This window comes from Marinobacter flavimaris (assembly GCF_002933295.1).
In the GTDB taxonomy this organism is placed as follows: Bacteria; Pseudomonadota; Gammaproteobacteria; order Pseudomonadales; family Oleiphilaceae; genus Marinobacter; species Marinobacter flavimaris.
This window is the reverse complement of sequence record NZ_PSSW01000009.1, coordinates 142,570-155,888: the sequence shown is the minus strand read 5'-3', so window position 1 is coordinate 155,888 and position 13,319 is coordinate 142,570. Positions and strand designations below refer to the sequence as shown.

10 protein-coding genes are annotated in these 13,319 nt (G+C 58.2%); 5 read left to right on the top strand and 5 right to left on the bottom strand.

Annotated features, from left to right (window positions below; translation table 11 throughout):
• Nucleotides 1-12 precede the first annotated feature (12 nt).
• The 4 genes from MDHKLMBL_RS16040 to MDHKLMBL_RS16025 form a co-directional block, all read right to left on the bottom strand.
• A complete protein-coding gene (locus tag MDHKLMBL_RS16040) occupies nucleotides 13-906 on the bottom strand; it encodes a ketopantoate reductase family protein (protein ID WP_104271425.1) in 894 nt (297 codons plus the stop codon).
• Between the two features lie 5 nt (nucleotides 907-911).
• A complete protein-coding gene (locus tag MDHKLMBL_RS16035; protein ID WP_104271423.1) occupies nucleotides 912-3,764 on the bottom strand; it encodes a valine--tRNA ligase in 2,853 nt (950 codons plus the stop codon).
• Nucleotides 3,765-3,847: 83 nt separating this feature from the next.
• Complete coding sequence (locus MDHKLMBL_RS16030) at nucleotides 3,848-4,360, bottom strand: DNA polymerase III subunit chi (RefSeq protein WP_008172819.1); 513 nt, start codon at nucleotides 4,358-4,360, stop codon at nucleotides 3,848-3,850.
• Nucleotides 4,347-5,840 carry a leucyl aminopeptidase gene (locus MDHKLMBL_RS16025; protein WP_008172818.1) on the bottom strand — a complete coding sequence of 498 codons (1,494 nt, stop codon included), beginning with the start codon at nucleotides 5,838-5,840 and terminating at the stop codon, nucleotides 4,347-4,349. The genes MDHKLMBL_RS16030 and MDHKLMBL_RS16025 overlap by 14 nt, the downstream gene beginning before the upstream one ends.
• A gap of 242 nt (nucleotides 5,841-6,082) precedes the next feature.
• Here MDHKLMBL_RS16025 and lptF point away from each other — a divergent pair, with 242 nt between their 5' ends.
• Nucleotides 6,083-7,192 carry an LPS export ABC transporter permease LptF gene (gene lptF / locus MDHKLMBL_RS16020; RefSeq protein WP_008172817.1) on the top strand — a complete coding sequence of 370 codons (1,110 nt, stop codon included), beginning with the start codon at nucleotides 6,083-6,085 and terminating at the stop codon, nucleotides 7,190-7,192.
• Complete coding sequence (gene lptG / locus MDHKLMBL_RS16015; protein ID WP_062784951.1) at nucleotides 7,179-8,240, top strand: LPS export ABC transporter permease LptG; 1,062 nt, start codon at nucleotides 7,179-7,181, stop codon at nucleotides 8,238-8,240. Before lptF ends, lptG begins: the two co-directional genes overlap by 14 nt.
• Before the next feature lie 29 nt (nucleotides 8,241-8,269).
• On the opposite strand, the gene MDHKLMBL_RS16010 is transcribed toward lptG, so the two are convergent.
• Nucleotides 8,270-8,809, bottom strand: a complete 540-nt coding sequence (locus MDHKLMBL_RS16010; RefSeq protein WP_008172814.1) for an RDD family protein — start codon at nucleotides 8,807-8,809, stop codon at nucleotides 8,270-8,272.
• A gap of 141 nt (nucleotides 8,810-8,950) precedes the next feature.
• On the opposite strand from MDHKLMBL_RS16010, the gene alaS reads away from it, so the two are divergent.
• From alaS to csrA, 3 genes are all read left to right on the top strand, one after another.
• Complete coding sequence (gene alaS / locus MDHKLMBL_RS16005; RefSeq protein WP_008172812.1) at nucleotides 8,951-11,581, top strand: alanine--tRNA ligase; 2,631 nt, start codon at nucleotides 8,951-8,953, stop codon at nucleotides 11,579-11,581.
• 105 nt (nucleotides 11,582-11,686) lie between these two features.
• Nucleotides 11,687-12,925, top strand: a complete 1,239-nt coding sequence (locus MDHKLMBL_RS16000; protein WP_014576751.1) for an aspartate kinase — start codon at nucleotides 11,687-11,689, stop codon at nucleotides 12,923-12,925.
• Between the two features lie 189 nt (nucleotides 12,926-13,114).
• The gene (gene csrA, locus MDHKLMBL_RS15995) at nucleotides 13,115-13,312 is read left to right on the top strand and encodes a carbon storage regulator CsrA (RefSeq protein WP_008172808.1); all 198 of its coding nucleotides are present in this window, start codon (nucleotides 13,115-13,117) and stop codon (nucleotides 13,310-13,312) included.
• The last annotated feature ends 7 nt before the right edge of the window (nucleotides 13,313-13,319 follow it).

Genomic DNA, 13,319 nt, shown 5'->3' with positions numbered 1-13,319 from the left:
AGTCTGCTCCTGTTAATGTGACGACAGTTGTTGTACCCGTTCGGTCAGCATTTGGTTCACCGGCGTGTCGATACCGAGTTCTTTTCCGAGTTTTGCCAGATACCCGTTGATAAAGTCTATCTCGGTTTGGCGTTTCCGGAGAACATCGGCACGCATCGACGATGTGTTGCCGGCGGTGTTTTGAGCGACCTGTTCAATGCGTTGGCGCAGGGAATCCGGTGTTTCCGTAATCTGGACGGCGGCGCTCATCAGCTCTGACAATTCCCGGCAAAGTTCCTCGATGGTGTCCTGATATAGCCCTGCAGACAGGATGTCGCCATTGGGGCAGTTCAGGATCGCGGTGTAGGGATTGATGCCCGCATTGATGATCAGTTTCTGCCAGAGTCGCTGGAGGATGGCCGGCTCCCGATGAATGGCCAGGCCGGAGTCTTCCAGCATGGCGACCGCGCGGTCCACCGAGAATCTGGCCTGGTCCGTCAGCGGACCCACCCAGGTATCGCCGGTACCGGCATGGACGAGAAGCCCCGGTTCAGGTCGATTTGCGCCCTCGGTGGTGCTGGCGGCCAGGATCGGGCGCTCCGGCCACCGCTCGGCGACAGCTTGCTGGCTGCCCAGTCCGTTCTGGAAAAGCAGGATGGGGATATCAACGGGTAATTGGTCGATCACGCCTGCTACAGCGCCCAGGGTATCACCGGCCTTGGTTGTCACCAGCATCAGGTCCGGCGTGTCGCCGGTCCTGAGGAAGGGAATCTGTATGGAGGATTCCGGCCCCTCAAAGGGCCGGAAACGGTAATCGAGGCTTGAGTCGGTGGTCTCGCCCGGTCTGGCCACGAAGGCAACGCAACCGTTGGGTAGCATTGCGCCCCAGAGCCTGCCCAGAGAGCCTGCACCGAGAATACCGATCATGCCGGTTACATGGCCTCGATATCGGCCCTTTGCTGGCTCAGGCGGGCCTGGCTGCTTTGGGCGTCCCGGAGTTTTTCCTGTTCCTTCTCGACCACCTCGGCTGGAGCCTTGGCCGTGAACTTCTCGTTACCCAGTTTACCCTCCAGGCGACCGATCTCTTTCTGCAGGCGTTCCAGCTCCTTGTCCAGACGCTTGAGTTCGGCATCCTTGTCAATCAGGCCGGCCATGGGGACCAGTACTTCCATGTCTCCCACCAGTTGAGTGGCAGACATGGGGGCTTTGTCACCCTCAAACCAGTCCAGGCTCTCCAGCTTGGCCAGGGAGCTCAGGAACTGGCGATTGTCATTCATGCGGCGCTGATCCTCGGCGTCTTTGCCGCGCAGCAATACCGGAATCTTCTTCGCCGGCGAGATGTTCATTTCGCCCCGGATGTTCCGCACGGCAACGATCACGCCCTTGAGCCATTCAATATCAGCGGTAACCGCTGAATCCTGCTTGGTTGCATCCGGTTGCGGGTAGGCCTGCAGCATGATGCTGTCGCCGGTCTTGCCGGCCAGGGGCGCGATCCGCTGCCAGATTTCCTCGGTGATAAACGGCATCATCGGGTGCGCCAGGCGCAGAACGGATTCCAGTACGCGCACCAGGGTGCGACGGGTGCCACGTTTGGCTTCGGCACTGGCGTCTTCATCACTGAGCACAGGCTTGGACAGTTCCAGATACCAGTCGCAGTATTCGTTCCAGATGAACTCATAGAGCGCGTAGGCCGCCAGATCGAAGCGGTACTGGTCCAGGTGACGGATCACGTCCTGCTCGCAGCTTTGCAGCTCGCTGATGATCCAGCGGTCTGCCAGAGACAGTTCCACGGGCTCGTCATTCACACCACAGTCTTCGCCTTCGGTGTTCATCAACACGTAGCGGGCTGCGTTCCAGAGCTTGTTACAGAAGTTGCGGTAGCCTTCCAGGCGCTTCATGTCCCAGTTGATGTCGCGGCCGGTCGTTGCCATGGCGGCAAGGGTGAAGCGCAGGGCATCGGTGCCGTGGGCGGTGATACCCTCCGGGAATTCCTTTTTGGTGCGCTTGCCGATTTTCTCTGCCAGCTTGGGCTGCATCAGGTTGCCGGTTCGTTTCTCCAGCAGGTCATCCAGGCTGATGCCGTCGATCATGTCCAGCGGGTCGATCACGTTGCCCTTGGACTTGGACATCTTGTCGCCGTGCTCATCACGGATAAGGCCGGTGACATAGACGGTATGGAAGGGTACCTGGGGGCTGCCGTCTTCGTTCTTCATGAAGTGCATGGTCATCATGATCATCCGGGCGACCCAGAAGAAGATGATGTCGAAGCCGGTGACCAGCACGTCGGTCGGATGGAAGGTTTTCAGGCGCTCGGTGATCTCTGGCCAACCCAGGGTGCCGAACGTCCACAGGGCAGAGCTGAACCACGTATCAAGAACGTCTTCATCCTGCTCGAGGGCGACATTGGCGTCCAGGTTGTGCTTCTGGCGCACTTCATCTTCGCTGCGGCCCACGTAGATATTGCCGTCGGCGTCGTACCAGGCCGGAATGCGGTGGCCCCACCACAGCTGGCGCGAGATACACCAATCCTGAATATCGCGCATCCAGGCAAAGTACATGTTCTCGTACTGCTTGGGTACGAACTGGATACGACCGTCTTCCACCGCTTCAATGGCCGGCTTGGCCAGGGTCTTGGCATCGGCAAACCATTGGTCGGTGAGCATGGGCTCGATAATCAGGCCCGACCGGTCACCGCGGGGGACGCTGAGTACGTGATCCTCGATGTTCTCGACCAGCCCCTCGGCTTCCATATCGGCAACGATTTGCTTGCGCGCCGCCTCGCGGGTCAGACCAGCGTAGGCACCCGGCATGGTGCCATCGAGTTCGGTGTTTTCGGTGCCGTCGGCATTGAACACCTCGGCCACGTCCCGGATGTTGGCGTCCTGGGTCATGACGTTAATCATCGGCAGGTTGTTGCGCTTGCCCACGGCATAGTCGTTGAAGTCGTGGGCCGGCGTGATCTTCACGCAACCGGAGCCTTTCTCCGGATCGGCATGATGGTCGGCAACGATGGGAATACGGCGGTTCACCAGCGGCAGCATCACGTGCTTGCCAATCAGGTGCTGATAACGCTCGTCTTCCGGATGCACGGCCACGGCCGTATCACCGAGCATGGTTTCCGGCCGGGTGGTGGCAACGATCAGGTAATCCTTGCCATCCTGGGTTTGCGCGCCGTCAGCCAGCGGGTAACGCAGGTGCCAGAAAAAGCCTTTTTCTTCCTTGTTTTCCACTTCCAGATCGGAGATGGCGGTGTGCAGTTTCGGGTCCCAGTTCACCAGCCGCTTGCCGCGATAGACAAGTCCCTGGTCGTACAGGCGGATAAACACTTCCTGAACGGCTTTGTAGAAGCCGTCGTCCATGGTGAAGCGTTCGTTGTCCCAGTCCACGGAATTGCCAAGGCGGCGGATCTGGCGGGTTATGGTGCCCCCGGAGTGCTCTTTCCAGTCCCAGATGCGCTTGATGAATTCTTCCCGGCCCAGATCGTGGCGGGTCTTGTCCTCTTCCGCAGCGAGTTTGCGCTCAACCACCATCTGGGTGGCAATGCCGGCGTGGTCGGTACCAACCGTCCACAGTGCGTTTCGGCCCTGCATGCGCTTGAAGCGGGTGAGGGTGTCCATGATGGTGTGCTGGAACGCGTGGCCCATGTGCAGGCTGCCGGTTACGTTGGGCGGCGGGATCGCGATGCTGTAGGACTGGCCTTCACCGCTGGGGCGGAAGTACCCTTTGGATTCCCAGTTTTCGTACCACTGGCGCTCGATGTTTTCTGGCTGGTAGGTTTTTTCCATGGGGTTCTGCAGTGACCGTTGGTTGATTCACAAGGGAAAATTGAGACGCACGATTATACATGGTCGCCCTGTTTGCGGCGAACCTAACGCTTCCTCTGATCATGCACCCGGGGTTCAATCCCCAGTGCCCGCAATTGCTTGAAGTGTGACCGCGCCTGATTAAGAACATTCGGGTCGTTATGGGCAACCAGGGCCAGTCGCTTGAACCGGTCGGCATCCGCCGGCAAGGTTGCGGAGAGAATGATCACGGTATCCCAATCCTCTGGCGCCGGCGGGCAAAGCAGAATGCCAACGGGATCGGAGCAGGTTGTGGCAGAGTCCGGAACAACGCTATGGGGGATGAATGCGTCCGGGCTGAAGTTCCAGAGCAGGTCGTCCAGCTCTTCTGCGTGTTGCATGGTATCGCACACGACGCACACGCGGTCGCCCTGCTGCCAGGCTTTGTCCACGAGTTTGGCAGCGTGGAGATTGCGGGCGGCGGGCGTATTCTGGGCAAGGATGTGAAACCAGTAGCGCTGGTTCCGGTCTTCCTGTCCGGAGTGGCCGGCAGCTGGGCTGCCGGTCTCCGAAGAGCTGGAGGGCTTACTTTCCTGCATGGGACATCAGGTAGTCGACCAGCATGGGCACCGGGCGACCGGATGAGCCCTTGGCTTTGCCGGAGTGCCAGGCGGTGCCGGCGATGTCCAGGTGCGCCCAGCGATAGTCCTTGGCAAAGCGGGAAAGGAAACAGGCCGCTGTTATGGTCCCTGCAGGGCGGCCACCGATGTTGGCCATGTCGGCAAAGTTGCTGTCGAGCTGGCTCTGGTATTCGTCCCAGAGCGGCAGGCGCCATGCCCGGTCACCGGCACGCTCGCCGGCGGCAAGAAGCTCGTTGGCAAGTTCATCGTTGTTGGCCAGCAGGCCGGTGGCGTGATTGCCAAGTGCAATGATGCAGGCGCCGGTCAGGGTCGCCAGATCGATGACGGCGGCCGGGTCAAACTTCTTCACGTAGGTGAGGGCATCGCACAATACCAGGCGCCCCTCGGCGTCGGTGTTGAGGATTTCAACAGTCATGCCGGAGAGCGTGGTCACTATGTCGCCAGGGCGGGAAGCGCCGCCATCCGGCATGTTCTCTGCTGCGGCAATCACAGCCACCACGTTGATCTTGGGTTGGGTTTCGGCGAGCACTTTCATGGCGCCGAAGACACTGGCGGAGCCGCCCATGTCGTACTTCATTTCATCCATGCCCTCGCCGGGCTTGAGGCTGATACCGCCGGTGTCGAAGGTGATACCTTTGCCCACAAGTACGTGGGGCTTGTCCTTGGCCTTGCCACCACGGTATTCCATCACGATCAGTCGCGGCGGTTGGGTGCTGCCTTTGCCCACGGCCAGGATGGTGTTCATGCCCATCTTTTCCATCTGCTTTTCGTCAAGCACTTCGGTCTTGATGCAGTCGTAATCCTTGGCCAGCTTCTTGGCTTGCTGAGCCAGCCATTCCGGGTGGCAGATGTTGGGCGGCGTGTTGCCCAGATCCCGGGTGAGATTCATACCACGGCCGGTGGCCAGACCGAGGTTGAAGGCGTCCTTGAGGGCCTTGCCGGCACTGGAGGCATGCACAACAGCTTTGTTGACCTTCCGGGCGGCGGGCTTTTCGCTTTTGAAGTCGCTGAAGGTGTAAAGCTGATCTTCAAGGGTCCGGCCAATCAGGCTGAGACGGGCTGTTTCAGAACTCACAGCTTCTTCGCCGGTTACAGGGGTATCTGCGAGAGCGATCGCGACGCTTTTGGACGGGCCGTCCTTGAGCGCGGTCATCATCGCGATCAACGCTTTACGGTAGTTGGCGGGGCTGCGATCCGCATCCTTGCCAGTGCCAACCACAAGCAGGCGAGTCCAGGGCTGATCGGTCAGGGGAATGGTCAGCGTCGTGGCATTCTTGCCGGACAGATCACCGGCCTTCTGGAGTGTCTTGATCATCCCGCCCAGAGCCTCATCGGCCTGATTCGTTGAATCGGGCCAGGTGCCTTTCTCAGGCAAGCCAACTACGAGACAGTCTGCTTTGGTGCTGGCGATGGCTTTACTGCTCAGGCTGAAATTCATGGCAACTCCTGTTGATTGTTCACGAGGCTCCCGCCGGCGGCGGGAATCGTTCTTGATTGTGATCTAGTCTAGCATTGGGGCTTGCGGGGAAATTATCAAGCGATTGGCGCCGCTTCCGTGCCTGTCTGTGCCTTCATGCCGGTGTAATACCGCTACTCTGTCATTCGGCACGAAGGTTACATAGAATACGCGCAGTTCCCAGCGACCTCCACGTTTCAGCGGATACCGCCAGAGAGACCGATTTGAGCATCATTTTCCGTTACCTCATACGCCAGATCATGATCAGCATGGTTGCCGTTTCGGGCATCCTGCTGCTGGTGTTCATGAGCGGCCGTTTCCTGAAATATCTCGACAGTGCGGCCCAGGGCAGCATTTCGGCCGGTGTGCTGCTGGAGATCATGGCCTTCCGGTTTCCGGGTTTTCTTGAGCTGATTCTGCCCCTCGGGCTGTTCATCGGCATCCTGCTCGCCTATGGGCGTATGTATCTCGAAAGCGAAATGACGGTCCTGTCCGCTTGTGGGGTGAGTGACAAGGCACTGTTGGGAAAAACGCTTCTGGGCAGTCTGCCAGTGATGATCATTGTCGGTGCCATGAGTCTTTACGTGTCGCCCTGGGGAATGAATCAGGTTCAGGAAATTCTGAACGAACAACGAAAGGCAACCGAATTTGAAATGCTTGCGCCCGGGCGCTTCCAGGATTTTTCCTCTGGCGGACGGGTGACCTATACCGAGGCTTTGAGTGAAGACAAGCGCCAGTTGCAGGGCGTTTTTATCGCCGAATACGCACCGGACGGGCGTGGTCTGACGATCATAACCGCAGATTCAGGCTCCCAGCTGATCGATCCGGAAACCGGCAGCCGTTTTCTCATACTGGAAAACGGCGGTCGCTTTGAGGGCGCCGCGGGCCAGCTGAATTACAATGTGATCGATTTCGAAGCCTACGGTCTGAAGATTGAGGGCGGCGAGGCTGGCACCAAGCAGCGGGAAGAGGGCGCCAGTACCTGGAGCCTGATGCAGTCAGACCGCCTGGAAGATCGTGCGTTGCTGCACTGGCGTTTTTCGCTGCCGCTCATCGTGCCAATTGTGACGTTGCTGGCAGTGAGGCTGAGCCGCGTGAATCCACGCCAGGGCCGGTTCTTTCATCTGTTACCGGCAATGCTTGTCTACATTACTTATCTCGGGCTGCTCATTGTCGCCCGGGACTGGCTGGCGGCCGGCAAGGTCCCGGAATGGCTGGGCATGCTCTGGGTCCACGCGTTGTTCCTCGGCTTCGGGCTATGGCTTCAGTTCGGCCCAGCGTGGTTGTACCGCCGGCGCCTGATTCGGGATGGGGGTGCTCGTGCGCAAGATTGACGGGTATGTAATGCGCACGGTTGGCGGTGCGATGTTCCTCGTGATGATGGTGGTGTTGTCCCTTGATCTCATTTTTGCGTTCATCGCCGAACTGGATGACATCCGCAACAACTACCAGATCCTGGACGCACTCTGGTATGTCTTTCTGACCCTGCCAAGACGAATCTACGATTATCTGCCGCTGGGTGCCTTCATGGGCTGCCTGGTGGGCCTGGGTTCTATGGCCAGTTCCTCGGAGTTGACGGTTGTACGGGCTGCCGGCGTATCGCTCAAGCGTATTGTCTGGTCCGCAATGAAGCCGGCGCTGGTTATCGTGGTTATGGGTGTATTGATAGGCGAATATCTGGCTCCGCCTGCCGAGCGCGTGGCCCAGAGTTACAAGGCGGTGGCATTGGGCGCCGGTAGCAACGTGGCGTCGGCTTCGGGGGTCTGGCACAAGGAAGGGGATTCATACATCCATCTCAATGCCGTGCAACCGAATGGCGTCCTGCATGGAGTGTCGCGTTTCCAGTTTGATGATGATCGGCAGCTGCTGGCCGCAAGTTTTGCGGAGCGAGCGATTTATCAGGGCGACCACTGGTTGCTGGAGAATGTTCGCACCACGAGCTTCGAGGATGATCGGACAGTACGCGTTGACGACCGGACCCTGCGCTGGGAAACCGGCCTCTCGCCCGGCGTTCTCAGCGTGTTGATCGTGAAGCCTGAGAATCTTTCGATGACCGGACTCTACACATACGCCACCTATCTTGGCGAGCAAAGCCTCAACGCCTCCCGCTATTGGCTGGCGTTCTGGAAGAAGGCGCTCATGCCTCTGGGAACGGCGGTCATGGTGCTGGTGGCAATATCCTTCATCTTTGGGCCATTGCGCTCGGTCACCATGGGATTCCGGGTTTTTACCGGGCTGTTGGTGGGGCTTCTGTTCAAATATATGCAGGATTTTCTTGGGCCAATGAGCCTTGTATACGGGTTCAACCCAATGCTTGCGGTGCTGGTGCCCATCGCGGTAAGCGCCGTGGCTGGTGGCATCCTGATGCGGCGGGCTGGTTGACCAGCCCTGCTATTCCGGCGGCTAAACCATTACTTTTTGGTCGCTTCTTTGGGTATGGATACAACCACGCTGTCAGAGAGGCGGTCGGTAATTGATAGACCATTGATCGGATAGAACAGCGCAACAATAGCCGGGATACCCAGAAACAGGGTGGCAGCTCCGAGGTAGTAGCTTCCTAGAAGTGTCAGGAAGATCACAGCCGCCGCCGTCACGTAACGCCTGAGCGCCTTGCTCCAGCTCACCGAAGTACCATCAATGTTTTCAATTCGAATCCGCCAGACCTGCATCCCCAGGGTCTGGCCAATGCGCGTCCAGAAATAGGCAAAGAACAGGTAAAGGATCAGGAACAATGTGAACGTCAGCCCCGGGTCCCCGGAAAGCTGGCCTGCCTCGGCCATCTGTTCGTACCTGTCCCAGCCGGTGATCCAGCCAGCCACCATGGTGTATCCCCAGGTAGCGACAAGCAGCACGGCAATGCTGATCAAACCGTCGTAAATAATGGCAAGGGCACGTTTGAGGGCGGTGGCTGGTGGGAATAGTTCCTCGGCGTCATGGAAGCGTCGGGGCATGGAATCTCCTGTGATGTTTCACGTTTTTCCTGTTCTCGGCGTGTGCTAGAGTAGCGGATTTGCACAAGCATGTAAGTATCCGTATTCAATCGCGGACCGGGCGGCATTTCCGCCGGGTTTCTGGAAAGGTATCAAAGGGCTATGAAAACCGCAGAGTTGCGACAGGCATTCCTCGATTATTTCAAGCAGCAAGGTCACACCATTGTTCCAAGTAGTTCGCTGGTACCTGCGGACGACCCCACATTGTTGTTTACGAATGCGGGAATGAACCAGTTCAAGGACCTGTTCCTGGGTCGTGAAGAGCGCGACTACACTCGGGCAACCTCGTCCCAGAAATGTGTCCGCGCTGGCGGCAAGCACAACGACCTCGAAAACGTCGGTTACACCGCCCGTCACCACACCTTCTTCGAGATGCTGGGCAACTTCAGCTTCGGTGATTACTTCAAGCGGGAAGCCATCAACTACGCCTGGACATTCCTGACCGGCGAGAACTGGCTGAACCTGCCTCAGGAGAAACTCTGGGTTACCGTTTACGCGGAAGACGACGAAGCCTTCGACATCTGGAACAAGGAAATCGGCGTGCCGGCAGACCGTATCGTCCGTATCGGCGATAACAAAGGCGGCCGTTACGCTTCAGACAACTTCTGGCAGATGGGGGACACCGGTCCCTGCGGTCCCTGCACCGAAATCTTTTACGATCACGGCCCGGATGTCGCTGGTGGTCCCCCCGGATCACCGGAAGAGGACGGTGACCGCTACATCGAAATCTGGAACGTGGTGTTCATGCAGTACAACCGCACCGCTGACGGTGAGATGTTGAAGCTGCCCAAGCCGTCTGTTGACACTGGCATGGGTCTGGAGCGCATCACGGCGGTTCTGCAGGGTGTTCACAGCAACTATGAAATTGATCTGTTCCAGGATTTGCTGGCAGCCGCCTCACAGATTCTGGGCGGTGCCGCAACCACGGAAGCATCTTTGCGTGTGGTCGCGGACCACATCCGTTCCTGCGCCTTCCTGATCGCGGACGGCGTCATGCCCTCAAACGAGGGGCGCGGTTTTGTGCTGCGCCGTATCATTCGCCGCGCGGCACGCCATGGCAACAAGCTGGGTGCAACCGGGCCGTTTTTCTACAAACTCACCGGTGCACTGTGCGAGCTGATGGGCGAGGCCTTCCCGCAGCTGGTCAGCAGCCGCAAACAGATTGAAAAGGTTCTGCTGCAGGAAGAGGAGCAGTTTGCCAAGACGCTGGACAAGGGTTTGCGTCTGCTTGAGCAGGACATTGCCGAACTCAAGGGTGCCGAGATTCCGGGCGAGACAATCTTCACGCTTTATGACACCTATGGTTTCCCGGTCGACCTGACCAACGACATCGCTCGCGAACGAGGCCTGACGCTGGATTACGAAGGTTATGAGAAGGCGATGGAAGGTCAGCGCGAGCGCGCCCGGGCAGCCAGCAAATTCGGCATCGACTACAACGCCGCGGGCCTACAGCTCGAGGGCAAGACCGAGTTCACCGGTTACGAGCACATTGACGGCCACGAGAAAATCCGTGCAGTCATCGTGAACGGCGAGGAAAAGACCGCCGAAGCCGGTGATGAGGCCGTTGTGGTGCTCGAACGTACGCCGTTCTATGCCGAGTCTGGTGGCCAGGTCGGCGATACTGGTCTGCTGACCTGGAGCGGCGGCCGGTTCAAGGTAACGGATACCCGCAAGGAGGGGGATAACCACCTGCACCTTGGCACCCTGATCGAGGGCGAGCTGTTTCCGGGGCTGGAAGTCGATGCGCGGATTGATCACGCCCGTCGCGAGCGAACCAAGCGTAACCACTCCGCTACGCACCTACTGCACGCGGCCCTGCGCAAGGTACTGGGTGAGCACGTTAGCCAGAAAGGTTCACTGGTGGACCCGGATAAACTGCGTTTCGATTTCTCCCATTTCGAGGCCGTTACTCCGGAGCAGCTTCGCGAGATTGAGCGCCAGGTGAACGAGCAGATCCTGGAAAACAGCCCGGTCCAGACCGAAATTACCGACATGGAAAAGGCCCAGGAAAAGGGTGCCATGGCGCTGTTCGGGGAAAAGTACGGGGATGTGGTTCGGGTACTCAGCATGGGTACCGACAATTACTCCGTTGAACTGTGTGGTGGTACGCACGTTTCCCGTACCGGGGACATTGGCCTTTTCCGTATTACCTCTGAAAGTGGCATCTCATCCGGCGTCCGTCGTATCGAAGCCGTTACCGGCATGGGCGCGCTGGACTGGATCGACGGCACCGAGCGTACCCTTCGCGAGGCGGCCCGTCTGGTGAAAGGCTCCCGCGAGTCGGTCATTGAAAAGGTCCAGCAGACGATTGACCGCAACCGTCAGCTTGAGAAGGAAGTGGGCGCGCTGAAGGCAAAACTTGCTTCCTCGGCCGGTACCGATCTGGCCAGCACCGCTGTCGACGTCGGCGGGCTCAAGGTGGTGGCTTCCGAGTTGGAAGGTGCTGACCGCAAGGCCCTGATGGAGACGGCTGATCAGCTGAAGAACAAGCTGGGCGAGGGCGTTGTGGTTCTGGCCAGCGTGGAAGATGGCAAGGTGACTCTGGTTGCCGGTGTTACAAAATCGGCCACGGGCCGGATCAAGGCCGGGGACCTCATGAAGCATCTGGCCGCGCAGGTCGATGGCAAGGGCGGGGGGCGACCCGACATGGCTCAGGGTGGTGGCAACGATCCATCCAAGCTGGAGGATGCCCTGGCGGGTGTTGCCGGCTGGGTCGAGAAAAATATCGCTTAAGCAACTGTTTTTGTCGGCGGGCTGGGGTTTATAATCCCGCCCGTTTCTTCTTAGTGGCGGAGTGTCACTCCGCTGTGAGTCCCCGTTTCGGATATTGGGAAAATAATGGCTCTGTTGGTTCAGAAATTTGGTGGCACATCGGTTGGAACAACCGAGCGTATTGAAGCGGTAGCCGAGAAGGTGAGCCGTTTTCGGAAGGAAGGTCATGATGTTGTTGTCGTGGTTTCCGCCATGAGCGGTGAAACCAACCGGCTGATCGCCCTGGCCAACAACATCATGGAGGAGCCGACACCGCGTGAGATGGATGTGCTGGTATCCACTGGTGAGCAGGTAACCATTGCGCTCCTGTCCATGGCGCTGCAGAAGCTCGGTTGTGAAGCACGGTCCTACACCGGTTCTCAGGTGCGCATCCTGACCGACAGCAGCCATACCAAGGCGCGGATCAAACAGATCGATGAGCAGCGCATGCGCGAAGATCTGGATGCTGGTCGAGTGGTTGTGGTTGCCGGATTCCAGGGCATAGACGAGAGTGGAAACATCACTACGCTCGGGCGTGGCGGCTCCGATACCACAGCGGTGGCTCTGGCGGCAGCGCTCAGGGCAGACGAATGCCAGATCTACACTGACGTTGACGGTGTCTACACAACCGACCCAAGGGTTGTCGACACTGCGCGCAGGCTTGAACGGATTACGTTCGAGGAAATGCTTGAAATGGCGAGTCTGGGTTCGAAAGTGCTCCAGATCCGCTCTGTAGAATTTGCAGGTAAATACAACGTTCCATTAAGGGTTCTTTCCAGCTTCCAGGAAGGCGAGGGCACCCTGATTACTCTTGAGGATGAAAACGCCATGGAACAACCGGTTGTTTCCGGCATCGCTTTTAACCGTGATGAAGCCAAACTGACCATTGCCGGCGTACCGGATACCCCGGGCAGCGCGCTGCGTATTCTGAAGCCGGTGAGTGACGCCAATATCGAAGTGGATATGATCGTGCAGAACGTGGGTGAGGATAACCGCACAGCCTTCACGTTCACCGTCCATCGCAATGATTTCAAGCGTGCGAAAGAAGTGCTTCAGCGTGTTGCTGACGAACTGGGTGCTCGTGAAGTGGCCGGTGACAGCAAGATTGCCAAAGTCAGTATCGTGGGTGTTGGTATGCGTTCTCACGCTGGTGTGGCCACTCAGATGTTCGAGGCGCTGTCCAACGAGGGAATCAATATCCAGATGATCTCCACATCAGAAATCAAGATTTCCGTGGTGATCGACGAGAAATACCTTGAGCTTGCGGTTCGCGCACTTCACAGTGCATTTGAACTGGACAAGCCCGCGGTATCGGAAGAGGCCTGAAAACCGCAGATAAAAGGTCGGTCTGCGGGGCCTCCGAAAAAAGGGCGTCATATACTGAGCCTATGACAAACGTGCACCGTATAAGGGAATGTGCGTCTACAGATCAGTAAGTGATCCCACTATAAAAGCAATAAATAGATCAAAAAACCATTTATCGGAACAGGTAGCTCTGGATAGGGAGTAAGGGATATGTTGATTTTGACTCGCCGCGTGGGCGAAACTCTGATGGTCGGCGACGATATCACCGTCACCGTCCTGGGAGTGAAAGGCAATCAGGTGCGCATTGGCGTCAATGCCCCGAAAGAAGTCGCGGTACACCGTGAAGAAATCTACCAGCGGATTCAGTCGGAAAAAGGCTCTGAAGAGCCCGAGCCCGGCAACAGCTGAGAGTCAG

What these genes read in the sequence shown, in the direction of transcription:
- MDHKLMBL_RS16040 (WP_104271425.1), bottom strand. Translation starts at nt 906, where the DNA reads ATGATCGGTATTCTCGGTGCAGGCTCTCTGGGCAGGCTCTGGGGCGCA.
- MDHKLMBL_RS16035 (WP_104271423.1), bottom strand. Translation starts at nt 3,764, where the DNA reads ATGGAAAAAACCTACCAGCCAGAAAACATCGAGCGCCAGTGGTACGAA.
- MDHKLMBL_RS16030 (WP_008172819.1), bottom strand. Translation starts at nt 4,360, where the DNA reads ATGCAGGAAAGTAAGCCCTCCAGCTCTTCGGAGACCGGCAGCCCAGCT.
- MDHKLMBL_RS16025 (WP_008172818.1), bottom strand. Translation starts at nt 5,840, where the DNA reads ATGAATTTCAGCCTGAGCAGTAAAGCCATCGCCAGCACCAAAGCAGAC.
- MDHKLMBL_RS16010 (WP_008172814.1), bottom strand. Translation starts at nt 8,809, where the DNA reads ATGCCCCGACGCTTCCATGACGCCGAGGAACTATTCCCACCAGCCACC.
- alaS (WP_008172812.1), top strand. Translation starts at nt 8,951, where the DNA reads ATGAAAACCGCAGAGTTGCGACAGGCATTCCTCGATTATTTCAAGCAG.
- MDHKLMBL_RS16000 (WP_014576751.1), top strand. Translation starts at nt 11,687, where the DNA reads ATGGCTCTGTTGGTTCAGAAATTTGGTGGCACATCGGTTGGAACAACC.
- csrA (WP_008172808.1), top strand. Translation starts at nt 13,115, where the DNA reads ATGTTGATTTTGACTCGCCGCGTGGGCGAAACTCTGATGGTCGGCGAC.